Origin of the sequence: Clostridium sp. KNHs216 (genome assembly GCF_006714885.1) — a bacterium.
GTDB lineage: Bacteria > Bacillota > Clostridia > Oscillospirales > Acutalibacteraceae > Caproiciproducens.
The window spans coordinates 1,399,170-1,423,444 of record NZ_VFMF01000001.1; the positions used below are offsets into that span (position 1 = coordinate 1,399,170).

Here is a 24,275-nt window from a genome sequence, read left to right on the forward strand (position 1 = left end):
AATGAACGAACATCCCCCGGAAATACTGAAAGCAAAATCCTGTTACGGGCACCTTGGCGGCACACTGGGCAACCGGCTTTTTTCACGGCTGCTGGAGCTGGGGTGGTTTGAACGCGACGCCGACAAAGCGACCGTCTTTTCCCTGACGGAGCTCGGAAAACAGGAGCTCTGCAGGCTGAATGTCGATATTTATAAAAGGAGGTAACCGGCATGATCAATCAAAACCCGTTTGCATTACTGAAAGAGGAGGCGCCCCAGGTTTCCGAAGCGTTTGACGGACTTATCCGGGCGGTCTCTTCCGGCGCGCTCGACGCCAAGACCCGTCAGTTGGTTTATATTGGAATCAAGGCGTCCCAGGGAGACGACAAAGCCGTTGCCGCGCATGTCCCCATGGCCAAAATGGCCGGCGCATCGCGGGACGAAATCAGGGATACGATTCTGATGACAATAACCGTATCCGGCGTACAGGGAATCACCCATTGCCTGATTCCCGCGCTGGAAGCCTATGAAAGCGATCGAAAGGTGTGAAAAATATGAAAACATGCATTGCCTGTGGAATGCCCATGACAAAGCCGTCCGATTATCCCCTGCAGGACGAAAGCAAGGATTACTGCATTTACTGTACCAGACCGGACGGTTCCATGCAGTCCTACCCAGAAAAGCTGGAGGGTACCGTCCGTTTCCTGATCCGCACACAGGGGATCGACGAAAAAGCCGCCTGCGAGCTGGCGGTCAGAACCCTGGCAAAGCTGCCAGCGTGGAAGGAGCAGACTCCTTAGCGGTGCCGCGTCAGCAGTTTCCCACATAGACGTACCGCAGATGCCCGCGGGCGATTTCCGCCAGCCGGTAAACGGTTTCCACCGGAGTCGGGCCGCGGTCGGTCATCTGAAAGCACGGGAAGAACCGGGTAACGTGCAGAGGGATTTCCGCGTCCACCGAAGCAAGCCATCCTGAGAGCGCGTCCATTTCCCCGTCGCTGTCATTTTCCCCGGGAATCACCAGAGTGGTCACTTCCGTGTGGCAGCTTTGCGCCGACAGCTCAATCGCGCGCATCACCGTCTTCAGGTCGCCGCCGACCATCCGGTAAAAGCGTTCGGTAAAGCCTTTCAGGTCGATGTTCACCGCGTCGATCAGCGGGAGCAGTTCTTTCAGCGGCCCTTCGCAGATACAGCCGTTGGTCACCGCGACATTTTTCAGCCCGCGCTCCCGGACGAGGGCGGCGCAGTCCCGGACAAACTCATAGCCCACAAGCGGCTCGTTGTAGGTATACGCGACGCCGATATTCCCGCGCGGCACAAGCTCTGCCGCCTTTTCGGCCAGCGCCTCGGGCGGAACCGCGGCGCTTTCCGTGTGTTCCCCGTCCGTCATGGAAATGGAGCTGTTCTGGCAAAACGGACAGCGCAGGTTGCAGCCGTAGCTGCCGACGGACAGGATTTTCCCGCCGGGGCAGAAGCGGCGCAGCGGCTTCTTTTCGATGGGGTCAAGCGCAAGGCCGGTCACTTTTCCGTAGTTGTCACAAATCACTTTGCCGCCGTTGTTTCTGCGCGCGCGGCAAAAACCGGTCTGCCCCTCCTCCAGCGCGCAGTGATGGGGACAGATTTCACAGATGATTTTCATTTGTGGCGCACCACCTCAAACCGTTCCAGAGAGCAGGGCTCCCCTTTGCGGATCCCTGCTTTTTGCATGGCGATGGAAATCTGCCGCTCCGGGGTATCGACCCCTTCCAGATTCGGCAGCAGCAGCCCGCGCTTGTACCCGCTGGTGACAATGACACCGTAGCGCCCGGCATCCAGTTCCTCCACGGTATCGATCGGTTCCGGACTCGCCAGCACGTCCACACTGTAGACAAGGGTCGGCAGCTCCTGCTCCGTAACGGGCGTAAAGCGCGGGTCCTCCGTACCGGCGCTGACCGCGTTCCTTACGATTTCCTCCGCTACGCAGGACGTCACCGGCCCGATGGTGCCGATGCACCCCCGAAGCTCCCCGTTCTTTTTCAGCGACACGAAAGCTCCCGCCCGGTGACCCAGCATTTCCTCCGGCAGTCCGGCGGAAAGCTCCGCCCTTTTCCCTGTCCGGACATAGGTTTCCAGCGACAGCCGGGCCAGCCTGACATATTCATCCTCCTGCGACTGGATCCGTTCCAGTCTTTTTTTCTCTTCGGCTTCAAAGACTGCGTCAAACCGGCGGCTTTCGTCGTCCCCGGTGATCCGGAAAGCGCAGACGCCGTACCCGACCCCGAACGGCCCCTCATACGAAAGCAGCTCGGGCTCGACGGCCTTTCCGTCCAGCGCGCCCGCCATGATGATAAACGAGCGCAGCCCGCACTCCGCCGCCGCGTCGCAGAAGTCGGGGCCGAAAGTCAGAAAGCGCAGGAAGTCCCCCTTTGCCATCGCGTCGGTCACCCGGCTGTCAAATTCCGGACCTTCCTTCGCAAAACCGTAAGGCCCGTCCTCTTTGAGACGGTGGGAAAGGTCTCCGCTCGCGATAAAAACGACCTTTCTCCCCAGAGACTCCGCCGTTTGGGCGATGCATTTTCCCAGCCGGTAATGGTCCGGCCCGGAAAGTCCGGACAGCCCGATGCGCACCAGCCGATAGTCGGTGCAGCATTCGTTTAAAAAGCGGAGCGGAATCATAGTGCCGTGGTCAAGGGATTTTTCCTTCTCGCCAAAGGTTCCGGCGGGCAGGCCCGCTTTCCCGGCCGCGTCGGTCAGCGACCGTACGAATTCACTGTCGTACCGGACGTCGACGGCGGCCTGCGGCGCGCCGAAACGGGCAAAATCCCCGTGGGCGCATTCGCCGGGAGAAATATGGAAGTAATCCGCGTACAGGGCGGAATGCGGCGAAGTCACCACCACCGTGTCCGGTTTCAGCGCCGCAATCCTGCCCGCGACCTCCCGGCACGCGTCGGCGGTCCTCTGAATTTTCCGCTCTTCCCCTTTTCCCACCTCCGGCAGGATAATGGGAGGATGCGGCATAATAAACGCACCTGCGATCGACATAAAAAATCCCCCTTTCCAAATTCACATCGCGGCCGCCAGCGCGCGGTCGTACGCCGCCTTTGTCTCCGGGTCAAAGCAGACCATGGTGACCGTTTCCACAGCGGTGCTCCGGCTCAGAAACTCCAGGATCGTCCTCACGGCGATTTTGGCCGCAAGCTCCGGCGGAAAACGATAAACGCCCGTGCTGATGGAAGGAAACGCAACCGTGCGGCATCGGTATTCCTCCGCCAGCGCAAGACAGGAGCGGTAACAGCTTTCCAGCAGCTCCGGTTCGCCGCTTTCTCCGCCCCGCCACACCGGTCCGGGCGTATGGATGACGTACTTTGCGGGAAGGCGGTACCCCTTTGTGATTTTCGCCTTTCCGGTCTCACAGCCGTGCAGGGTCCGGCATTCCTTGAGAAGCTCCGGACCCGCCGCGCGGTGGATGGCACCGTCCACTCCCCCGCCGCCCAGCAGGGAAGTGTTTGCCGCGTTTACAATAGCATCTGCCGTTTGCTTTGTAATATCTCCCTGAACAATCAAAAAATCCATAACGTCTCCTTTCCGCGGCCTCAGCCGTTTCTTTTCTTAAATTCTATTCTTTCCGCAAGAATTTTTCAAGAGCCCCGAAACATCCAAAAGAGCCCTGCTTCCGTACACTCACGCAAGCAGGGCTCTTTCGCATTTACGCAACGATTTGGAGGATATGCCGGTCTATGAAAACAGCCGAAAGCCTGATGGGAATTGGAACCCTTCAGGACAATTCAAACTGACCGGTGTACAATTGATAATACCGCCCCTTCTGGGCAATCAGCTCCTCGTGGCTTCCGCGCTCAAGGATTTCGCCGTTTTCCAGCACGATGATAGCCTTGGCGTTCCGCACGGTGGAAAGCCGATGGGCAATGACAAAGACCGTCCGGTTTTCCATGAGGTGATCCATGCCGGTTTCAATCAGCTTTTCCGTATGGGCGTCCACGGAGCTGGTCGCCTCATCCAGAATCAGCACCGGCGGGTCGGAGACCGCTGCGCGCGCGATGGCAAGCAGCTGGCGCTGGCCCTGGCTCAGGTTTCCGCCGTCGCCGGAAAGCATGGTGTCGTAGCCGTCCGGAAGCCTTTGGATAAAGGAATCCGCGTTCGCCAGCTTGGCGGCCTTAATCACCTGCTCCCTGTCCGCATCCGGATTTCCGTAACGGATATTGTCGGCGATCGTGCCCGTAAACAGATGGGTGTCCTGCAAAACGACGGCGAGCGAATGACGCAGGTCGTCCTTTTTGATATTCCGGACGTCGATCCCGTCGTAGGTAATGCTTCCGGAGGTAACGTCGTAAAAACGGTTGATCATGTTGGCAATGGTCGTCTTGCCCGCGCCGGTTGAGCCCACGAAGGCAATTTTCTGGCCCGGTTTCGCGTAAAGGTTGATTCCCTTCAAAACGGGGCGGCAGGGAACGTAGCAGAACACCACGTCGTGAAAACGGACGTCGCCCAAAAGAGGCACCAGCCGGTCGGTCCCGTCCGCATCCGGTACGCGCCAGGCCCACTGGCCCGTACGCTCCCCGCATTCCTTCAGCTCGCCGTTTTCCCCCACCGCGGCATGCACAAGGGTCACGGTGCCGTCGTCCGTTTCCGGCGTTTCCTGCATGACTTCAAAAATCCGCTCCGCACCGGACAGGGCGGCCAGAATAAAGTTAAGCTGCTGGGAGAACTGGTTGACGGGCATCGCCGTCTGGCGGACATAAACAAGGTAGGAGGCAAGGCTTCCCAGATCGATTCTGCCCGCAATGGCAAAGAACGCGCCGATGCAGGCGGAAAGCGCATAGTTGAAATAGGAAATGCTGACCACCACCGGAATCAGAAGCCCCGAATAAGTCAGCGCGCCCGTGGCTGCATCCAGCAGCTTGTTGTTGCGGTCGGAGAATTCTTCAAAGTCCCTGTCCTCGTGATTGAAAACCTTGACGACCTTCTGCCCCTCCACCATCTCCTCCATAAAGCCGTTCAGCCTGCCCATAAACTTCTGCTGGTAGGAAAAATACGCGTGGCTTTTCTTTCCGCTGTACCGCAGAAACAGGAACATGCCAAGGAAGGACAAAAGCACGATCGCCGACAGCTCGGCATTCAGGATAATCAGCACCGTAAACGTGCCGACGATGATAATGAAGCTTTGGATCAGCACGGTAAAGCTGTTGTTCAGGGCCTCGGCGATGGTGTCGATATCGTTTGTAAACCGGCTCATCAGTTCGCCGTGCGTTTTTGCATCGAAAAAGCTCAGGGGCAGCGTCTGCACCTTACGGAAAAGGTCGTCGCGGATTTCCTGTACGATCTTCTGCGCAATTCTCACCATCAGCTGGGAATATCCGTAGGACGCGGCTACGCCGGCAAAATAGACGGCGGCCATAAAGATCAGGATTTTCATAAGCCCCCGGATGTCCCCGGGGATAATGTAGTCGTTGACGGCCGGTTTCAGCAAATAGGTGCCAAAGACGTTCGCCCCGGCGCTGACGGCCACCATGACGGTAATCAGCAGCAGAGCGGTTCCGTGCTTTTCCAGATAGCGCCAGAGGAATTTCAGCGTTTTCCGGATATCCTTGGGCTTTTCATGCAGCGTTGTTCTCGCCATTACGCCGTAGCCCCCTTCTGCTGAAATTCATAAATATCGCGGTAAATCGGATTGTGTGCCAGCAGGCTTTCATGCGTGCCCGCCTCGTTGATTTTCCCGTCCTCCAGCACCACGATCAGATCCGCGTTTTCAATCGAGCTGATGCGCTGGGTAATCATGATCTTTGTTGTATCCTTTAAGTCCTCCGCCAGCCTTCTGCGAATTTTCGCCTCGGTGGCGGTGTCCACCGCGCTGGTGGAATCGTCAAAGATCAGCACCTTAGGACGTTTCAGCAGCGCGCGGGCAATGCAGAGCCGCTGCTTCTGCCCGCCGGAAACATTCACACCGCCCTGCCCGAGGTCGGTGTCGTAGCCCTCCGGCATCCGGGACAGGAATTCATCCGCACAGGCGATCCGGCACGCCCAGTCCAGCTCCTCGTCGGTGGCGTTTTCGTTTCCCCACTTCAGGTTTTCGCGGATGGTTCCGCTGAAAAGGGTGTTTTTCTGCAGCACCATGCCCACGGCGTCGCGCAGATGCGCAAGCGGATACTCCTTTACGTCGCGGCCGTCTATTTTCAGGCTGCCGGAAGTAACGTCGTAAAGCCGGGGAATCAGCTGTACCAGCGAGGATTTCGCGGAGCCCGTTCCGCCGATGATGCCCACCGTCTGACCGGCGCCGATATGCAGGCTGATGTCGGACAGCACATATTCTTTGGCCGTCTCCTGATATTTGAAGCAGACATGCTCAAAATCGATGCTTCCGTGCTCCACCGTCCCGCTGCCCGTGCCGTCGGTGATTCCCACCGGTTCGTCCAGCACCTCCGCAATACGGTAAGCGGAGGTCATTGAACGGCTGAGCATCAGGAACACGTTGGAAATCATCATCAGCGAGTTCAGGATTTGCAGTACATAGCTTAAAAATCCGGTCAGCTGTCCCACCCGCATGGTACCCGTGTGGATAAAGTTCCCCCCGAACCAGAGGATGCACAGAATGGTGGAATACATGACAAACTGAAAGCAGGGCATATTCAGCGCCGCGTAGCGGAAAGCCGTTTCCGAGGAAGACCGGAACGTTTCGTTGACCGCGCTGAATTTCAGGCATTCGCTGTCACCCTTCACATAGGATTTCACCGTACGGATCGCCGTCAGATTCTCCTGCACAATAGAGTTCACCCGGTCCAGCGCCTTCTGCATCTTTCCGTACATCGGGCGAAGCCTGCGAAGAATCAGAACCAGGCAGACGGCCAGCACGGGAATCGCTGTCAGGAAAACCACCGCCAGCTTCGCGCTCATTTTGATCGACATCGCCAGCGCCATCACCATCATGACCGGACCGCGGACCATCGGCCGGATTCCGTTGCAGATCGCGTTCTGCAAAATGGTGATATCGCTGGTGAGACGGGTAATCAGCGACGGGGTGCTGAAATGATCCATATTGGAAAAGGAAAAGCCCTGTATTTTGCGGTATTCCGCTTTTCTCAGTTCCGCGCCGAAGCCCTGACCCGCTCTGGCCGCCAGACGCGCGTAAATCGCGCCCAGAAGCAGAGAAATCAGCGCACAGGCAACCATGGCAAGGCTTTTCCGCAGGATATAGTTCGTATCGCGGTTGGCGACGCCCACGTCGATGATATCGGCCATAATCAGTGGAATGACAAGCTCGAACATCGCTTCCAGAGCGACGCAGACGACCCCGCCGGCCAGATGCCTGCGATACTTGTCAAAATAAATAAAAAAACGGTTTAACACTCATTCCCCTCCAAGTGCCGAACAGGCTTTATTCAATCTCTTTCCCAGTCAGATTCCAGTACATGCGATAGAGGTAATCCAGGAACTGCTCCTGCTCCTCCTGCGTGAACCCCTGCAGGGACACATCCTCGATTTCCTTACAGAGCTGCTGCCATTTTTCCAGATATTCACGGCCCTTTTCCGTTATGGACACCGATTCCGCCCTTCTTCTTTCCGCGGGGGCCGACCGCTGGATCAGGCCGGCCTGCACCATATTGTTCAGGATCTGCGACACGGTGGCCGGTTCGATGTCCAGCGCCGAAGCAATGTCCTTCTGCATGCAGTGGTTCTGCCGTGAAAGGTGGTTCAGAATTTTCGGCTGTCCGGGTGAAAGGCCGATTTTCGCCATTCCGGGCCTCGTCACATTTTTTTGCGCGTGAAATACCCGATTGATCGCCATATGCAGCGTAACCGGCATAAAAATCCCTCCTGTCAATTAGGAAGCTAACTGTTAGTAAACTAATATTAATCCCGCATTTGGGAAATGTCAAGTTACGAAATAAGCAATTACACCATTTGAAATCCTAATACATAATATATTGTGAGATAATACCAATGCTCACGAGAGGAGAAAAACAATGACAGATAATATGATGGATATGGACGGACAGGGCTGTGAAATGACTCGGACTCCCCTTCCGGCGATGCCGGTTGTAGCGATGGCCTATATTCCATTCCAACAATTTAATTCCACCTATACTCCCGAAAAAGGGTTGGAGATGGGAACCATCTTCCCTGAGCTTGACAAACCGTTTTTGGGAGGCAGGAGGAAATGAGCGAACAGGAACAGCTGATGCGCAGGACGAACGCCTGCCGTTTTGCGACCTGGGAGCTTCCTGTTTTCACCCATCCCGGCGATTGTAAGGCAGCAAAGCAGCAAAAGAAACACCGCAGGATGGCGGATGATTTAATCATACAGTACAAGGCGGCCTACGGGCCGATGAATCAGAACAGTTCAGACACCAGCCGCTGGCATGGGATCAACGCCCCATGGCCGTGGGATGTTAACAAGGGGGGAAACAAATAATGTGGAATTACCAGAAGAACCTGCAGTATCCGATCAATATTAAAAATACCAATCCGAAGCTGGCACAGATTATCATTGCCCAGTACGGTGGTCCTAATATCTATTTGTTATTAAATATATAAAAACGAAAGCTATATTGTAATTAAAATATATTCAGGATATAATTATTATAAAGTAACAACTAAAGGAAGGCTTGATATGAAAACTATATTTGCTGAATCTCCCGAAACTGAACAATGGCGCATTTTGCAAACATATACATATTCAAGCAATATTGAAAGATATTTTAACAATAAAGGCTTATCATATGATAATAAAACAATAGAAATTATTTCAGGGTCTATATTGCAAGCTCAAGAATATTTTAACACCAGTATTCAAGCTTCACTTTATACAAGATCTCTTCTATTATATTATGGAGTATCAAATCTTCTATTAGGGATATTAGGATTACATAATGGAAAAACAGAGCATATAACTGATCATGGAATGAAAATTATTATTCCGCCAGAATATAGTAAAATCGCCGAAATACAGATCAGGCCGTGTAATGAAGTATCTGGTGCCCTATCCATTTTTCTTAAGATGTTTGATGATTCATTAAACATCTGTCATTCTGGAGATTGGACAATTAGTGAGCTACTGGGCAGTATTCCCGAAATTTTAGATGACTTTTTATTATGTTACCAAGGCCATCAACCATATTGTATTCCTTTAGAAATCAAGAAAAATAAGCAAAATGTTGTTGAACGCATTCAAAATAATTATCTAAATAATTTTTCAGAACCCTTCTCCTTTAGTAATGATATTCGGGGCTTTAAAGCGAATTATCTTTCCCCCCAGTACATAGGCGAATATGTAATTCTGAGAAGAAAACTCGACTATAATGAAATCGGGATATTTCATATTTCTGGGAAAAAACATCTTCAGGTATTGCATTTAAAAAACTCCAAAAAAATAGCCTTACCTATTGAAATATATATGTTTATGATACTATTCTCACTTAGTTATGTAAGTCGTTATCATTCAGAAATATGGAACCCCTTTGTTAGTAAAGATGCAACTGGAGAAAAGCTTATTATAGAGCGATTTTTGGATTCCTGTCGGAGACTATTCCCCAATTATATGTTGAATTATTTAGAGAAAGAAAATATAAGATTCACAAATTCTCCTCAAGGAATAACGGATACATCTACTCAATTAACTGAGCAAGAAGTTATCGAAATAGTTAATAACATGGACAGGAGAAAGTAATTGATGAGTATTAAAAACGAAGTTTTCAAAATATGTAAATATATATTTTCAATTGATTGTAGAGCATCAATTGCGGCAACAGTGAAAGGACTGTCCACCTGCAATCCTGATGACTCCTTACCCTCAAAAGACTTTTATCATCAATTTGCAAGAAGTAAAGATGCACAATTCTTGGGGTTCCTCCTCTGTGAAAAAAGCAGAGATTCAATTCATGAGCAACTTAATATCTCATTGCCTCCGTTAACAGAAGATGAAAAAAAGAATTTAACTATTGGATATAGTATATTAAATAATATAAACACAAAATGTTCAGAACCGTTTCATATTATTAATCATCAACTTGCTTATCTGTTAAATCCGTATTCAAATTATATTGTCGACGGATATTATAAGAATGTTGATGATCTCTTTGATGTAACAATATGTGATGGCTTAATAGCTGAACTACAAAATAGTAAAATTTTTAGTTTGCTATCAGAGTTTAAGCATGCAGACATGACCCAGATAAGCAAAAGTAAATTTCTTTCATTAGCTGAATCTATTAATCATCAGATACTTAGTTCCGGAGTTCATTCTGTCCCTTCCGAAATTGATAAATTACTAATGAATAGGCAAGAACCCATTTATAGTACAATAAAATATTTATTAGCCACGATTTGTATAAGAGAAGTTATGAAGGCCATACTTGAATTGACCTATCAAGCATTCTTATCAAATAAACTAATTGTATTAAACAATGATAATATTACTAGCATCGATAAATGTACTGGAGGACTGTGCGGCAAAGGGATGACTGTTACAATACAGCCAAACAGAGATGAAATATTTTTGGAACATGGAAATATATTGCTTTTTGCCCCAAAAATTAGAGGACAACAAGACTCTTCTTTATACAGAGTAGAAGAGTTAACATTAAAATTTGATAATGAATGGGGCACGTCACAAATTCTAAAATTAAGAATGTTAGATGATGATCTAAATCCATATTCGAGCTTTTTAAACTAAATTATTTGAAGCATAAAGGCTTATAGGCTAATAGCCCTCCCAACCGTGGACAACGGCTGAGAGGGTTTCTTTTGGCACAATTGGTTTTCTCAGTGGCAGTTTCAGACTAATATTTCAACACTATAAAACTGGATATCTTATCGTATGCTAAATAATCCGTATGGCTTGTATAGGGGCCGAGGTCTGACGTCTTTTCAAATGTAAACACAGGGGATTCTGAGCCCTTACTATTAAACCAAGCAATAAAACTTTCAACGACTGTTGAATTTACATTATATTCTTTGATTTCCCCAGTTACCATTGTTATTCTAAGCGTCGCATTATATCCACCGCTTGAAGAGGCTGTCGGTGTAGCCGAGGCTTCATTAGAGGGTTGGCTCTCCGCACCGGATGAGTCAACTGATGTCACGTAATAGTAATACGTAACCCCGTTAGTTAACCCAGTGTCGGCATAGGTGGTTGAGGTGACATTGGATGCGATCTTACTATAGTTGCTACCAGAAGTTGTTGATCTGTAAATATTATAGCCGGTAGCTCCAGTTACGGAAGACCAGGACAGAGTTACTTGCTTGTCTCCGGCTGTCGCGGTTAAGGTTGTGGGCGTGTCGGGTTGAGTTAAAGTGGGCGTGTATTCTTCGACTGAAGATAGCGGATTGCTACCATCATATCCCCCAATAGCATAAATTTTTCCATTAATAACTTCTGCCTGATGATCATATCTGGGAACAGACAGTGGGGCTATTGTATTCCACGTGTCCGATATAGGGTTATATTCTTCGGTCGATGACAGACTTTTTGCATTAGAACCACCAATTGCATATATGTTTCCATTGATTTCTTCAACTTTAAAAGAAACTCTTGCAGTTAACATTGGTGCCTTTGTATCCCATGTGTTTAATGCAGGATCAAATACTTCAACTGAAGATTGAGGACCATTGTTATTGTTATTCCTACCAGCAAAAGCATATATTTTACCACCAATAACTTTTGTTTGACATAGTGCTCTTGGAATCAACATTGATTCTTTTGTCGTCCATATGTCAGAGGAAAGGTCGTATTCTTCAACCGAAGATATATCCCCGCTATCGCTTACACCACCAATAGCATAAATTTTTCCATCAATAACTTCCGTTTGGAAATCGTATCTTGGAGTAGGCATTGATGCTTTTTCGATCCATGTATCACTAGCTGGATCATATTCTTCTACAGTTGACAATACGCCATTTTTGTTCTTTCCGCCCATTGCATATATTTTCCCATTGATTGTTTCTGTCTCCAAATTATACCTTGCTACATTCATTGATTTTTTAGTTGTCCAAGTATCAGAAACAGGGTCATATTCTTCTACTGAAGATAAGTAAGTCTGATTCTTGACTTCATAGCCACCAATAATATAAACCTTTCCATCAATGACTTCTGCTCGAAAATTTGTTCTTCCAATAGACATTGACTTTTTTTGCGCCCATGTGTCTGAAACCGGATCATATGCTTCTACTGTTGACAAAGAACTTGTACCGCTATTGTGACCTCCAAAAGCATATATTTTACCGTTAATTACTTCAGTTTGAAAATCCAATCTGGGAGATTGCATTGATACCTTTTCAACCCACTGATCCGTCGCTTCGGCAAAGGCCATAACCGGCATCGTCGATACGATCAAAGTCAAAATAAGCACAAAAATAAAACAACCTTTTAGCTTAAACCTGTTTTTCATAATAAATCTCCTATTTCGTTTTATTATGTAACCGGTCACACTGTAACAATTGTTCATTATAATTATCGTCCGGAAGAAACTATTTGTTAGAATTGGAAATAAAAAAAGCCCTCTCACTCCTTTGCAGCGGTTTCTCCAGGAAGCTTGTAATATGCTTTGTACTCCGCTTCGCTGACGCGTTTTAACTTAAACCACTTACGAGGTTGTAGAATGGAGTAATACAGATATTCCACCTGCCCGTTAATGATGCACTCGTAACGGTCGCCCACAGTTCCGCTCTTCTGTTCTGCATCAGGAATAATATCCGGCTTAACGTCCGCAATCTCTACATGGATTGTTTGACCGGTACTCTCTTCCACCCAGTCAAATGCTAGTGGCCATGCTTTCCCATTGCGTTCCGTCAGCTGGATCATATCAACGGGTATTCTTATTTCATAATTTTCGTCTTGTATCCGCCCCATGTGACACTGACACCTCCGTTAAACACACCAACAGGATGGATCGTATGGTCTTTCTTCGCATCCACGCCCGATAGTTCCTTATCCGTATACATAATCGCTCGCTGGATAATTTTGTTACCATACCGGCCGCGCAAGGCGTTGATCACCCGTTCCAATTCCTCTTTATCTACTGCTTTGTTTGCATCCTCAAAAATCGTTAATTGCCGGGGAACATCCATCCCTATCAGGTCACAGCCTCTAACTCCTACCTTTCGCAATGGTTTCGGCCAGTGGCCATAACATCGCTTGAAAAGTCTAAACGCAGCATTGGCAATCTCGCCCGATATGTTTGTGGGGACCGTCAGTTTGCATTGCCGTGAACCATAATTTTGCAAATCACTGTCTAAAAACGAAAATTCAACGGTAGAGGCGTACATTCCCATTTCCATCAACCGCCCGCCCACACTTTCGGACAGCGCATAAAGCATAACCTTTACATCGGTATCGGAAACCAAATCGCGCAGGCAAGTCTGGCTGTTTCCAACCGATTTAATGGGTGATTCATAGCCGGCAGGCGCAACCATCGAGCGATCCTCACCATTAGCAAAGGCGTGAAGCACAGGGCCAATTTTTCCGAACCAGCGTTCCAGGCGCTTGGTATCAGTTGCAGCTAAATCACCGATTGTGTGAATAGCATAGCTTTCAAGCTTGCGCTTCGTTGCCGTGCCGATGTATAGAAGGTCGCCAACAGGTAGCGGCCACACAATCTCTTTAAATTTGTCCCCCGGAATAATCGTGCAGGCGTCAGGCTTCTTCATATCACTCGCCAACTTTGCGAACACTTTGTTGTCCGCGAGACCAATGCTGACAGTCAGGCCAATTTCTCGTTTGATTCGTTCCCTCATTTCGTGTATCAACAGCTCACCCTGTGCAAAAGAGGATACGCAGCCGGTCAGATCAAGCCACGATTCATCAATCCCAAATGGCTCCACACGGTCGGTATAATTGGAATACATATTCTTCACAAAGCCGGAAAATTGCATGTAATCGTTGTATCTCGGCGGAACCGTATAGATTCCAGGGCAAGCTTGATGAGCCTGCCAGTTAGCCATGCCCGTTTTCACTCCGAGTCTTTTTGCAGGGTAGTTTGCGGTCAGAACAATTCCGCGGCGTTCCTTGGTACTTCCACACACGGCCATCGGGACATCACGCAGGCGTGGATTCCGCAGCATTTCTACAGAAGCGTAATAACAATTTAGATCGCTATGCGCAATGACCCTTTCCACCGCTATCACCCCGAACCCTTGTTCTATTGTATGCTAGCGTAACATAGAACATGCGTTCTTTTCAATGGTAATGTATGGGTAAGAAAGGGGCATCCGGAGGCGTTTATGCATCAATTCAGGGGATAACATTTTAATATGTTTTCTGAAAACTTATCTATTTTTTCCATTTCCAGGCCATGTATTGCTCCATAAGATCGTGAGTGGACAGGCTATTTTCTTGTGCCCATTCTATCATAAGTTTGCGCAGTTTCGGAAACCCATTTCCAAACGGATCAACAATTTGCTGAACTCGTTTATCATAGCGTTTCAAATCTTCTGTATTCACGTTATTACCACCTTGCCAATATTCTTTATAGATATTATACTACATAATTCGACACAGTGACGTGAAAAAAGCCCACCGGTTAATCCGATGAGCCTGTTTTTGTTTATAGAGATAACTCCGTCAGCCGATAGGCCAGCGGGGGATAATTTTATCCCGGCTTATTTTCAACTGCATTGATTTTCTCCCTACATTCACGACAAATACTGTAGCCTTTGAATGTCGTGAGTTTATGCATGCTGTTACAAAAGACACATGCAGGCTTGTATTTCTTCAAGACAACTCTTCCATTCTCAACATAAATTTCAAGGGGATCCTGCTCTTTTATTTTGAGTTTTATTCTTAACTTTTTTGGCAATGCAACGCGTCCAAACGTATCAGCATAACGGATCGCCCCAGTAGATTTCACTTATTTATCGCCTTCGTTTCAAATTATATTTTTATGTGTTCTATTATATAATTCGATGGACTAAGACAAATTTGTGGGGTAATCAATCTCATCTGGAACTAAAAGCCCTCTGTTGGCTAATTCAAGTCAGCAGAGGGCTTTAATGCCTATTCCGTTTTTTCGTTCCCAGGTAGCACCGTCTCCTGTTTGATCGCCGCGGCCTGATCTGCTCCGGTCCGTGCAGCTTCGGCTGGTGCGGGGTCAACGGTACCGATAACCGGTGCACTGAGCTGCGTGATCGATGCCGCCCTCGCACTTGCCGCATCCACAAGCCCCTCACCGACGATGTACGCTACGACGGTTGCCCCAGCCATAATCAGCGCAGTGATCTGCGTCGCCTGCGCTTCGGTGCCACCCAAGGCGACGACAAGGAGCGCGGCGAACGACACGATTGCCGCCCACAGCTTCCGGGATGTAAGTTTCCGTTTCCAATCGATTTTCATATGTATCCTTCTTTCCTGCCGGGTTGACCGGCTATTTAAATATTAGTGCCAATATCGCCGCAATGAGTGACGCACCTAGAGTGGTAATAATCGCGGTGGTAAAGCTGTCCCATCTCTTTCCCGGGCGTTCCGTAATCGCCTTAATGTCGCGTTTCATTTCGCTCACATCCGACGAGAGATTATCGATCTTTTGATTTGCCGTAGCCATTACAGCAGTTAGGCTACGGATATCTTTGACTTCTCCGGTCAGCTCATCGAGACGATCATGCGCGGCTTCCGCGCGGCTGAGGGCATCACCAGCGATCTTTGCAACCTCTGCTATATCCATAAGCTGCAGTCCTCCCTATGCGGCGTAGACTACAAACTGCTTCACTCCATCGACATACACCCCCGCGGCAGTGCCAGACTTCCCGATTCCCACCAAATAAAAATAACTGTCCTCACCTTGTCTGTACCGAGGAAGGAGAGCGGCAACCCCTGTCGTGCCCACAGTGACCACAGGAGCGTTTTTTGCGGTTACCTTGAGTTGATATGCTTGTCCCAGCTTAAGGCGGATATCTGTCGTTGTGTCGCTCTTAAAGTCTATGATCTGCGGCCGCGGATATCCATTATAGCCGCCTGCCTTGATGATAGTCGGGTAATCCTTAAAGGCTTTATCCAGATCAACAGGCCCCGATATGCCGGGCACCACTCCGGCGCTGCCGGTCTGCTGGATCCCACAAGGGTAATCCGGCCCTCCTGAATAATCGGCAAGCCACACGTCGGACTTTGCAAGTGTTGCTGCCGAAAACCTGCCGGACCGGATAAAATCGAGATTCGTATAAAGGTTGACAAACCATTTATCAGCGCACATAGAATCTATAAAGGCCCTGGCGATATTGTCGATCAAAGTATTCGTAGGGTTTACGCCTTGCTTTTGTGAGTATGTAATACTGTCGTACTCATAATCGAAAGCAACTGGAAAATCAATTCTTCCCCTGTATGGAGCAAGAACTTTTTTGAAAACCTCGGATTCCTTCCGGGCATCCTCGGGGGAAATCGCATAACTGAACCAATATGCCCCGGTATGTAGCTTATGGGCCAGCGCACCCTGCATGTTCTCCTCAAATTTCGGGTCCTTCTGGCTGATGCTGTTCCCATAACCGGCGCGGATCAGCGCGAAGTCTATTCCGGAAGCGTCGACTTTGGCCCAGTCAATCGGGTTCCCCTTGTTGTTGTGTTTGCTGACGTCGATCCCGTTCATTTACGTACTCGCCCCCTCATTAAGAACCTGATGCACGGCATCTCGTAAATTGGACAGCGCCGGCACCTTGTCCTCGGTGTATGTACCTGCCTGAATCAGCCGCACCCACACGGCCACAAGGCCGGAATTTTCGGTAAACATTACTCATTACCTCCCGCAATTAGTACGGACAGCTCCGCAATGGCCGCGTCCGTCTGTGTCTGTTTCATGGCCTGCGTCGCCTGTGTAACCTCTAAGTACGTGAGCTGCGCCAGCGTGACACACAGCCTGTCCTCTGTTTCCGCCGGGGCCGTGTCGGTAGCGGGAGTAATCTCCACGGCCTTGACGGCCAGCTCCGCGCGGATGCTGTAATTGTCATGGACATACTGCTTGTCGCCGTCGATCAGCGTCAGTTGGGCCGTGTTGGCGCTGTCGGCAGTCAGGGCATCCAGCACGTCGAACGTGATTGCATCCTTGGCCATCTGGATTTCTATGCCTCTCCGCTGCGCTCCCTGCGCATAGGTATTGATGGCTATTGCCGTGATAATTGGCAACTCCGTGTCGTTCGCGAATTTTATTGTTGACATATGTTTTACCTCCTGTCAAATAAGTTCAATCGAGTTGATTACTTTTCCACCGATTGTTAATGCTCCTGAAGGAAAATCCACATAATAGTAAGCATTGAAATTTGAAGTAGCATATAATTTAGATTGAAATAAAACATTGACGCGTTTTGCTACAACATCGTAATTTGATTTTACTGGGTTCTTTAATCCATAAGGAGTTTGGCTACTGTAAATGTATCCAAGATAATAGTCGGTACCAGCATCATTATATGCGTGGACATAAATTGATGCACCGTCAGTTGCCCTGGAACTGGTTGCTGTCATGTCTAATAACTGAAAAGCTGTCCCGTTGCGTGCAATTGATATAGCTTCGTCAAAGTAAAAATCAATTGACATACTATAGTTAGATGGGTCATCATCATAAAAAGTGCTACGTAACCCCAATCGTCCGCTACCATCTTCTCTTAAATATGACTCGTGTAATATGTCGAGATTAACGTGCGCCTGAGCAATCGTTCCAGAATACCCCTGCCTCCACACCCCGGCGATATTGTTGTATCGCTTGCTTACGGGCCGCCACACACCGTTGATGTTATCGTACCGCTTACTGACCTTGTGCTGCACCCCGGCTATGTTGTCATATCGTGCGCCCATCGCCCAGCCTCCTTATGTGCATATGTCCCACCCGTCACCGTCCGAGCCGCCTGACGGACTGCCGCCTACCGTAGCAGCGTTGTTGCGCAGGGCCGCGCCGCCGGAGCCGACTGCATGACTGCTGTAATGGGCGTAATCCGCCGTACCTCCGTTGGCGGGAAGGCTGCTGGGAATGACCGGATACGCCGGAAGTTGCAGCGTCGTCCCGCTCTTAGGGACCGCAGCGCCGCCGATGGTGGCGGTCTGGACGGCACCGTTAATCTTGTCGTGATCTGCCTGGGTGACGTGCACGACAGCATCAGAAGCGTGAGCTGTAAGGTCCGCGGCAGCCTTGTCTCCTGCGGCCTTTACATCCGCCTTTGTCGCTCTGATTGCTGACTGATCTACCGTGATGGTTACCGCGCTCGCGTCAGAAACTTCCGCACGCAGCCGAATAACCATATCATTGCTGGCTCCCGACTCAGGGGCCACTTTTTCCGACAACGGTTGCTTCGACACAACCATCATCGTTCCCGCCTCGTCAAATATTCCTGCTTCGCGGACTGTGAAACCTCCCACGTTGGCGGGGATATCCGCCTCCACAATCACGCGCCTGGGGTTATCAGGATCAACCAGAGTAACGGCGTCGCCTCTCCAGACCTCCCGACGAAGTGCTGTCTGCGTTTTGGCAGGCTCATAATAGGATCCGTTTCCATCCCCGACAGCCAACTTTTTAAACGTCTTCGAGATTCCGGTCTGGAGAGCCTGTGCAATTGCTGCATCACAGGCATTTGTTGTTATCGTGTAATATTCCATGCTTACCCCTCCAATGCGTATACGTCAACCACCGTTGTCTGGATTGCAGCGGTAGCAATTTTTACTTTATGGGTATCCATTTCACCGATCGGGTACACATCAATCACAGATCCTACAGACGTCACCGCAGCAACCCGCGCATTGACCGTCTGTGAAAGGATTAAGCGAATCCCGTCAAGCTCTGACCGTAGATTTTTTCCGGCTTCTACCAGTTGCAATGCCCTAATCTGTTCGGCTGCCGTTACGCCCTTGGACTGGCAATACACATCCATTCTGAAATGATACGGATCTCCGGAGTACTGGAACCATTCTTCGATTTTTCCCGCTTCTCCGAATACGCTTTCCACGATCTTCCGGACCGCGAATACAGTCCCCTTATACTTATGGATCAGATACGAGTTCCGGATCATCTGCCGCTTTTCCTCGTCGGAAGCAAGCGCATCATAGACGTCCACATGGAGCCCCCAAGCAAGCTCATCCAGAACGGCACCGGAAAGGCTGTCAAGATACGGATACAGGATAACCGCAATGACCTCCTCGCCAAGCTCCTGCAGTATAGGCGTTAAGGCTGCGGATAGGGCCTGCGTCGTTCTATCCTGCTGCATGCGCTGACTTTGCATAGACAACAGGTCCACATTTTTCAGATCAACCATCACAGGATTCCTCCATAAGTAACGCTAACCGTTCCTGCAACCGCGACTTCCTGTGGAAGCAGTTCCGTATAGGTCGGGTCAGCAATATCAATGCGGTAGGCCCCCGCCGTCAACAACGCGCCGCGCAAGCTGTCAGGATTCAGGTTTCCACCTAAATGTGTTTTTTGGGCAGCGATAGAATCATTAACCGCCTTATTAACCGCTGCCTGAATACTTGTAACTTCTGTCGATCGGCTGTTGCTTATATAATAGGTGAGATTAATATCATAGGCCTTTACCTGGGCGGCAGAGACAATGACATTGTCCGTCAAGGGACGGCGCTTTTCTTCACTGCAGGAGGTGCTGACATCATTCAGGATGCTCTGAGAAGGCTCAGATGCCCCGTTCATCAGAACATATACCGTTACGACCCCGGGGGAAGTTTTAACCGCCCTGGTATCCGCAATATCCGATGATGCCGCCTTAGCCCAATATTCATAGCTCTCTCTTGACCCGGCAGTCGATATCGCTTCCCAGCGCTGCCGGATCCTTTCCCGGTAACTATCGTCGTTTTCCTCATCAGCTCCACCGGATGTGGCCGTCACATTGGTAACCGATCCGATATAGTCCACGGGATCCATTAAGCTCTGAATTTGTCCGGGAAGAAATCCGTTATAGCCGGCTCCGGCTGATTTCGCAACGACGGTTCCCTGAGCGGAAGTCTGCCCGGCCGGAATGATTACATCCGTCTGAAGCGGAAACTCCAACTGTCCGTCTGGCGTTGCCCTCGTTCCGGCCGGAACCGTTACGTCAAATCCCAGCGCTGCAGGCAGCGAAAATTTCATGGTTGCACTTGCTGTCTTTGCTGCAGCCCTGTCCACGTCGTACTGGCTGCCGTATTCATCCAGAATACTTCCGGAGCAGTACCGAAGCAGATTCTGATTCGCAGATGAATTAATGTCTTCCTTGCAGGCGACAATCAGCTCCACAATTTGAGATAAAAATTGATAATGTTCATCCCCCGGATACAGCGTTTCTCCGGATACAGCTTCGTAGCGCGCAACAGCATTATTCAGCAGCTGCTGCGGATCGGTCGAAACAAATTCTATCATTCCAAAATCACCACCACTGTCACATTTCCATCCGCATCCATTTCACATTGCACATCCTTCACATTGGCCCGAGGCTCATAGACAGCCAGCATCTGGGCGATTTCCACCCGGGCGTTTTCCATCAGAGCAGGCCCCGGCCGATCGATCAGACTACCAGGGATTCCCATAGTACGGTGATATGGAATTTCATACCGGTATGTATTGATCAGATTGCGGACGTTCTGTGCTATACGATCGTCGCCTGTCGCATTCCAGTTAATCCCACCTTCTCCAGACCGCACCACCATTACGGACCACTCATCCTTTCATTTTCCCGCTTTTGGGAAGCTTTTTGCGCCGTTGTCGGAACCTTGTATGGATTTTTTACAGCTGCAGCTGAAAGTCCCGCCGCACTGGCTGCTTTACTCGCCGCAGTACTTTTCTGCGCCCCAGGCGGAACATATTCGGAGAATTCCAGCTTTAGCGTAGCCGCCGCGATCGACGCCGCTCCGGCGATCTTGATCACCACGTAGTCCGAAGCCGAACAATTTGTAAGCAGAAATTTGTTTAAACTGACAGCTTTCCCAAACAGGACAAGAGGATATGCGACAGCTGCGTCCCGCAGGGCCTTCCATGAGTCTATTTCCGTTTGCGCTGAATTTCCTGCCGTTGCAAGGACGCGGAGCTCAAGGCCGACTTTCTCAAGTCCCGGACCTTTAATGGTCGTCGTCGGTTTCTTCCCCGAAGTGTCCTCGGTTGATACGTTTAACTCTCCCGAAACGGATATATCCCTCGGAGTCAAAATTTTGCTTGAAGAAACCTCGAATATCTTGTTTCCAAATGTACCAACAATCACAACGATTCCTCCGTTATCCCGACAATGTAGCCGTCGCAGTAGGCTTCCCCCGGGAACCAGCACAGAACTCTGTCACCGACCGAGGGCGGCAGCTGCTGTATGACGCCCTCAGCATCCACCTGAAACCGAAAGGCACCTGTCAGGCACGTGATTGGTGCGGACAGGCTTCCGCCGATATTAACCCGGTACTGGTTGGCCTGCACTGTCGTCACTGTTCCAATTGATGTCATACTAATACCTCCCAAAACACTTATGCAGCGTCAGGCGGCTGATATCCCCCGCGAAACTGTGCTGCGCCGTATCGATGTAATACTTTCCGTCACTTAGCCCCATCCCGGCGACTATCACCGCATTCCCTGCCGTGATAGTCGTGTCCAGTGCAATGGAAATTTCTCCAACCATTTCTTTTTTGTTATGGTTTCGCAGTATGTTTTTTGCAAAGCGCTGCGATTCCCCGGAACTGGAAACCGGGTATGTGCCAATATTCAGCGCCGGTCCGGATGCTTCCTGGTCAGAGAACGTCCCGCCGACCGACCTCCAGGCGACGGTGCAGCTCTGGTATGTATCTTCAGCCGAATTGTTGAACCGCGGCTCCTCGAGGAAGTCGTCGGCATAAATGGTTTTGACCGCCGGCTGATCTTCCATGTGGGTATCCGAAAACAAAAACAGTTTTTCGTCCTGGACCTTGATGCTGCAACCTTCCAGCATAGCGCGTTCCTGTAAAAATCCGAAGTCCCCGCGGCCGATCTGGTCGACTCGCGCGTAGGTGTACGCAGGAACATTCAGAAACCGCGCCGTCAGTCCGTGGGCGGCGGCGATGTCGGAGGCAATCGTAATCAGTGTGGTGTTTTCCCATGCCCGGGAGCGTTTCGTTTTCCCCCCGGGTGGAATGCTGACCGCGCCCAGATCGATTGATCCTATTTCCTGCCGAACCCGGTCAATCCACATACTTCCCGATCGGTATCCTTGATGGATGATGTTAATGCTGTCTTCTTTTCTCGGATTCCAATTGGACCATTGGTTTTCGCTGTTTGCCATCTTTGCGTCGATTGCGTCCGCCTGGTCGCCGCAGCTGTCTGTGACGACCAGGTCGGATATTTCGACGTCTGAGGTAATGTCCTTGCCTTCGTAGTATATTTGTGCCATTTGATCACCTTTTCCAGGGCGGAAGCGTTTCCGGAGCAGTCTCTTCCAGATACGGAATCCGCAGCACCACACCGGCGTCAAAAGACACAATCCCAGCGTACTGAGGATTCGCCCTGATGATTTTGACCGCCTGGAATTCGTTGTTGTATGCATCCAGGGCGATCATATCGAAAGTATCACCGGCCATGGTCGTATAATCAAAACCATCAATCATTCCCATGCTAACCGTCCCTTATTGCCAAAATAATCGTCCAGAATCCGCTTAACATTCTGCGCATCACGCTTCAGCACGTTCTCCGTAGGCCGTTCTCCATGAAAAACTGGAGCGTAGACAAAGGAAATCGGCCGTACAGGACGTCCTGGATATTGCAGATGCTTATCTTGAGAGAAGGATCCAAACATTTTCTTTCCATTTTCGCCATCCGGATCCTGCCGACCGACACCAAGCAGCTGCGCCGTTTTCGCAAATAAGCCCAGGCTGCGGGCATTTCCGGGCCTGATCGGAATCGCGGCTTCCAGCCCAGCCTCGCCAAAAATGGCCGGACTATTGGCAAATCCCCCGTTTGCGTATGCAGGGATTTTCGTACTGGAAGCAGAGGAGCCGACATTAGATATCTGCTGCTGCGCGCTTCCGCTGATACCGAGAAACGAGCCAACGCTTGCGAAGAAATCCCCTACCGGCTTAGCCACCGATGAAATCAGGTCCGCAATGTTCTGAATAACCCCAACTACAAAGCTCAACACAGGTCCCAGCACGTTACCGACAATTCCCGCTATCTGGATCAGCAGCGGGGATACCGCTGTCAGGATCTGCATGAGTGGGGGAAGCAGGGCTTGTACGAATTGCATAATCGGAGGGATCAGCGGCTGCAGTGCGGCTAGAAAAGTCTGGACGACCAGGATAATGACAGGCATGATCTGTTGTCCGATACTAATCAGCGGCGGCAGGATCATCTGAAGAAGACTCCCGAACAGAGGCATTAGCTGCAGCACCAGTGGAAGGAACGATACCGCCATATTTCCAAGCTGACCAACAAAACTTCCGATCGCATTGGTGTCCATGCTGCTGATAAATTGGTTGATCTGTCCCATTCCGGTCGACAGCGCCGGAATCATTTTCTGCATGATTTCTCCAGCCGTCTGCTGAAGGTTCGCCTTCATAATTTTTTGCTGGTTGGCGTAAGTCCCGCTGGTTTTCGAAAAGTCCCCTTGTGCATCAGCCGTCGCGGAAAGAAGGTAGTTGTACCGCAGTTGAGCCTGTTCGGCCTGCGACATGCTACTGTAGTTCTTCTTGATCCCCTGAGTCATCGCATAGGCCTGAAGATTGGCCTGACTCATATTGATACCGAGCGCTTTCAGCGGCTCCGTTTCCCCAGAGACACCGGATTTGATTTTCTCGAAAGCTTCCTCCGGATCCAGATTGTAAAAAGACGCCATATCCCCGGCCAGCGCTGTCATATTTTGCGACATTGCCAGCGTCTCCTGGGAACCAAGGCCCATGCTTTTATACATGGAACCCAGCACAGAAGAATACTGCTTTGCCTGTAGCGTCGTCAGCCCGTAAGACTGCATGGAAGTTTTTGCAAAATCATCAATGACGGCAGAGCTCTTTCCGAATGTCGTATCTACAACGTTCTGCACCTCTGTCAGATTGCTTGCATATTCCAGTCCCTGGCTGGCAAGAGGAGCCATCGCCGCAACACCAATTGTTGCAACGGCACCGACACCCAGAGCCAGCCCTTTTGCAGCTTTGCCGGCTATCTGGAAACCTTTTCCCACATAGCCGGCACCCTTTTGTACGGCGCCAAACACTTTCGACGCCTTAGTCTCAACGCCGGTTAGTCCAGCCTGAAACGCCGGGCTGATTTTCCCGGCAACGCTCAGAACGCCTTTATTCATAGCGCTCATTGCCTTGTTAAAAACATTAGATGTTTTTCTGCTTTGGTTGCTGGCCTTTAACAGAGCGGCCTGCAAGGATGGATCTACCTTTCCGGCAAGTGTGATCAGCGCCTTTAATTC

General features: G+C 50.1%; 34 protein-coding genes. 8 read left to right on the top strand and 26 right to left on the bottom strand.

All coding sequences use genetic code 11. The features are described 5' to 3' along the window. Position 1: 1 nt before the first annotated feature. From LY85_RS06720 to LY85_RS06730, 3 genes are read left to right on the top strand one after another with little or no spacing between them, the layout of a single operon-like run. Positions 2-205: a hypothetical protein gene (locus LY85_RS06720; protein WP_141825994.1), complete on the top strand. Its 204-nt coding sequence runs from the start codon at positions 2-4 to the stop codon at positions 203-205. 5 nt (positions 206-210) lie between these two features. Next, complete coding sequence (locus tag LY85_RS06725) at positions 211-528, top strand: carboxymuconolactone decarboxylase family protein (protein WP_141825995.1); 318 nt, start codon at positions 211-213, stop codon at positions 526-528. A 5-nt stretch (positions 529-533) separates the two neighbouring features. Then, positions 534-779: a zinc ribbon domain-containing protein gene (locus LY85_RS06730; RefSeq protein WP_141825996.1), complete on the top strand. Its 246-nt coding sequence runs from the start codon at positions 534-536 to the stop codon at positions 777-779. A 10-nt stretch (positions 780-789) separates the two neighbouring features. Here the strand turns inward: LY85_RS06730 and amrS are convergent, their stop codons facing one another. The 6 genes from amrS to LY85_RS06760 form a co-directional block, all read right to left on the bottom strand. Further along, complete coding sequence (gene amrS / locus LY85_RS06735; protein ID WP_141825997.1) at positions 790-1,617, bottom strand: AmmeMemoRadiSam system radical SAM enzyme; 828 nt, start codon at positions 1,615-1,617, stop codon at positions 790-792. Further along, positions 1,614-2,999, bottom strand: coding sequence for an AmmeMemoRadiSam system protein A (gene amrA / locus LY85_RS06740; RefSeq protein WP_141825998.1), 1,386 nt, complete (start codon positions 2,997-2,999; stop codon positions 1,614-1,616). Before amrA ends, amrS begins: the two co-directional genes overlap by 4 nt. Before the next feature lie 21 nt (positions 3,000-3,020). Then, positions 3,021-3,530, bottom strand: coding sequence for an O-acetyl-ADP-ribose deacetylase (locus LY85_RS06745; RefSeq protein WP_141825999.1), 510 nt, complete (start codon positions 3,528-3,530; stop codon positions 3,021-3,023). Positions 3,531-3,732: 202 nt separating this feature from the next. Then, the gene (locus tag LY85_RS06750; protein WP_141826000.1) at positions 3,733-5,592 is read right to left on the bottom strand and encodes an ABC transporter ATP-binding protein; all 1,860 of its coding nucleotides are present in this window, start codon (positions 5,590-5,592) and stop codon (positions 3,733-3,735) included. Next, positions 5,592-7,298, bottom strand: coding sequence for an ABC transporter ATP-binding protein (locus LY85_RS06755; RefSeq protein WP_347562453.1), 1,707 nt, complete (start codon positions 7,296-7,298; stop codon positions 5,592-5,594). Before LY85_RS06755 ends, LY85_RS06750 begins: the two co-directional genes overlap by 1 nt. Before the next feature lie 46 nt (positions 7,299-7,344). Beyond that, a complete protein-coding gene (locus tag LY85_RS06760) occupies positions 7,345-7,773 on the bottom strand; it encodes a MarR family winged helix-turn-helix transcriptional regulator (RefSeq protein ID WP_141826002.1) in 429 nt (142 codons plus the stop codon). A gap of 160 nt (positions 7,774-7,933) precedes the next feature. On the opposite strand from LY85_RS06760, the gene LY85_RS06765 reads away from it, so the two are divergent. From LY85_RS06765 to LY85_RS06785, 5 genes are all read left to right on the top strand, one after another. Beyond that, a complete protein-coding gene (locus tag LY85_RS06765; protein ID WP_038325450.1) occupies positions 7,934-8,131 on the top strand; it encodes a spore coat associated protein CotJA in 198 nt (65 codons plus the stop codon). Continuing rightward, on the top strand, positions 8,128-8,382 hold the full coding sequence (locus LY85_RS06770; RefSeq protein ID WP_141826003.1) for a spore coat protein CotJB: 255 nt from the start codon (positions 8,128-8,130) through the stop codon (positions 8,380-8,382). The genes LY85_RS06765 and LY85_RS06770 overlap by 4 nt, the downstream gene beginning before the upstream one ends. Continuing rightward, complete coding sequence (locus LY85_RS06775; RefSeq protein WP_141826004.1) at positions 8,382-8,504, top strand: manganese catalase family protein; 123 nt, start codon at positions 8,382-8,384, stop codon at positions 8,502-8,504. Before LY85_RS06770 ends, LY85_RS06775 begins: the two co-directional genes overlap by 1 nt. Positions 8,505-8,580: 76 nt before the next feature. Next, entirely contained in the window at positions 8,581-9,636 is a 1,056-nt protein-coding gene (locus LY85_RS06780) for a YaaC family protein (protein WP_141826005.1), read from the top strand. 3 nt (positions 9,637-9,639) lie between these two features. Further along, positions 9,640-10,641 carry a hypothetical protein gene (locus tag LY85_RS06785; protein WP_141826006.1) on the top strand — a complete coding sequence of 334 codons (1,002 nt, stop codon included), beginning with the start codon at positions 9,640-9,642 and terminating at the stop codon, positions 10,639-10,641. Between the two features lie 106 nt (positions 10,642-10,747). Here LY85_RS06785 and LY85_RS06790 read toward each other — a convergent pair whose 3' ends face one another. The 20 genes from LY85_RS06790 to LY85_RS06875 all read right to left on the bottom strand — a co-directional run bounded on the left by LY85_RS06790 (position 10,748) and on the right by LY85_RS06875 (position 24,155). Further along, positions 10,748-12,355: a kelch repeat-containing protein gene (locus LY85_RS06790; RefSeq protein WP_185741133.1), complete on the bottom strand. Its 1,608-nt coding sequence runs from the start codon at positions 12,353-12,355 to the stop codon at positions 10,748-10,750. 113 nt (positions 12,356-12,468) lie between these two features. After that, on the bottom strand, positions 12,469-12,816 hold the full coding sequence (locus tag LY85_RS06795) for a hypothetical protein (RefSeq protein ID WP_141826008.1): 348 nt from the start codon (positions 12,814-12,816) through the stop codon (positions 12,469-12,471). Further along, positions 12,783-14,081 (bottom strand): DNA polymerase IV, encoded by a 1,299-nt coding sequence (locus LY85_RS06800; protein ID WP_141826009.1) that lies wholly within the window; start codon positions 14,079-14,081, stop codon positions 12,783-12,785. The genes LY85_RS06795 and LY85_RS06800 overlap by 34 nt, the downstream gene beginning before the upstream one ends. Before the next feature lie 154 nt (positions 14,082-14,235). Beyond that, positions 14,236-14,406 (bottom strand): hypothetical protein, encoded by a 171-nt coding sequence (locus LY85_RS19230; protein WP_185741134.1) that lies wholly within the window; start codon positions 14,404-14,406, stop codon positions 14,236-14,238. A gap of 148 nt (positions 14,407-14,554) precedes the next feature. Further along, positions 14,555-14,812, bottom strand: a complete 258-nt coding sequence (locus tag LY85_RS06805; protein ID WP_141826010.1) for an AbrB/MazE/SpoVT family DNA-binding domain-containing protein — start codon at positions 14,810-14,812, stop codon at positions 14,555-14,557. Positions 14,813-14,958: 146 nt separating this feature from the next. Next, the gene (locus LY85_RS19770) at positions 14,959-15,294 is read right to left on the bottom strand and encodes a hypothetical protein (RefSeq protein WP_347562421.1); all 336 of its coding nucleotides are present in this window, start codon (positions 15,292-15,294) and stop codon (positions 14,959-14,961) included. A 31-nt stretch (positions 15,295-15,325) separates the two neighbouring features. After that, entirely contained in the window at positions 15,326-15,622 is a 297-nt protein-coding gene (locus tag LY85_RS06815) for a hypothetical protein (protein WP_141826011.1), read from the bottom strand. 15 nt (positions 15,623-15,637) lie between these two features. Then, complete coding sequence (locus tag LY85_RS06820; RefSeq protein WP_141826012.1) at positions 15,638-16,537, bottom strand: GH25 family lysozyme; 900 nt, start codon at positions 16,535-16,537, stop codon at positions 15,638-15,640. After that, entirely contained in the window at positions 16,538-16,678 is a 141-nt protein-coding gene (locus LY85_RS19235; protein WP_185741135.1) for a hypothetical protein, read from the bottom strand. It lies immediately after the preceding gene. Continuing rightward, a complete protein-coding gene (locus LY85_RS06825; protein ID WP_185741136.1) occupies positions 16,678-17,103 on the bottom strand; it encodes a hypothetical protein in 426 nt (141 codons plus the stop codon). The genes LY85_RS19235 and LY85_RS06825 overlap by 1 nt, the downstream gene beginning before the upstream one ends. 15 nt (positions 17,104-17,118) lie before the next feature. Beyond that, on the bottom strand, positions 17,119-17,736 hold the full coding sequence (locus tag LY85_RS06830; RefSeq protein WP_141826013.1) for a hypothetical protein: 618 nt from the start codon (positions 17,734-17,736) through the stop codon (positions 17,119-17,121). A gap of 12 nt (positions 17,737-17,748) precedes the next feature. Continuing rightward, entirely contained in the window at positions 17,749-18,531 is a 783-nt protein-coding gene (locus tag LY85_RS06835) for a phage tail protein (RefSeq protein WP_141826014.1), read from the bottom strand. A 2-nt stretch (positions 18,532-18,533) separates the two neighbouring features. After that, positions 18,534-19,184, bottom strand: a complete 651-nt coding sequence (locus LY85_RS06840; protein ID WP_141826015.1) for a phage tail protein I — start codon at positions 19,182-19,184, stop codon at positions 18,534-18,536. Then, a complete protein-coding gene (locus LY85_RS06845) occupies positions 19,184-20,275 on the bottom strand; it encodes a baseplate J/gp47 family protein (protein WP_141826016.1) in 1,092 nt (363 codons plus the stop codon). Before LY85_RS06845 ends, LY85_RS06840 begins: the two co-directional genes overlap by 1 nt. Next, a complete protein-coding gene (locus LY85_RS06850) occupies positions 20,272-20,562 on the bottom strand; it encodes a hypothetical protein (protein WP_141826017.1) in 291 nt (96 codons plus the stop codon). The genes LY85_RS06845 and LY85_RS06850 overlap by 4 nt, the downstream gene beginning before the upstream one ends. Next, the gene (locus LY85_RS06855) at positions 20,562-21,110 is read right to left on the bottom strand and encodes a phage tail protein (RefSeq protein ID WP_185741137.1); all 549 of its coding nucleotides are present in this window, start codon (positions 21,108-21,110) and stop codon (positions 20,562-20,564) included. Before LY85_RS06855 ends, LY85_RS06850 begins: the two co-directional genes overlap by 1 nt. Then, a complete protein-coding gene (locus LY85_RS06860; protein ID WP_141826019.1) occupies positions 21,107-21,340 on the bottom strand; it encodes a hypothetical protein in 234 nt (77 codons plus the stop codon). The genes LY85_RS06855 and LY85_RS06860 overlap by 4 nt, the downstream gene beginning before the upstream one ends. 1 nt (position 21,341) lies before the next feature. Beyond that, positions 21,342-22,256, bottom strand: a complete 915-nt coding sequence (locus LY85_RS06865; protein ID WP_141826020.1) for a phage late control D family protein — start codon at positions 22,254-22,256, stop codon at positions 21,342-21,344. A 4-nt stretch (positions 22,257-22,260) separates the two neighbouring features. Continuing rightward, on the bottom strand, positions 22,261-22,476 hold the full coding sequence (locus tag LY85_RS06870) for a LysM domain-containing protein (RefSeq protein ID WP_141826021.1): 216 nt from the start codon (positions 22,474-22,476) through the stop codon (positions 22,261-22,263). Further along, positions 22,467-24,155: a hypothetical protein gene (locus LY85_RS06875; protein WP_141826022.1), complete on the bottom strand. Its 1,689-nt coding sequence runs from the start codon at positions 24,153-24,155 to the stop codon at positions 22,467-22,469. The genes LY85_RS06870 and LY85_RS06875 overlap by 10 nt, the downstream gene beginning before the upstream one ends. Between the last annotated feature and the right edge of the window lie 120 nt (positions 24,156-24,275).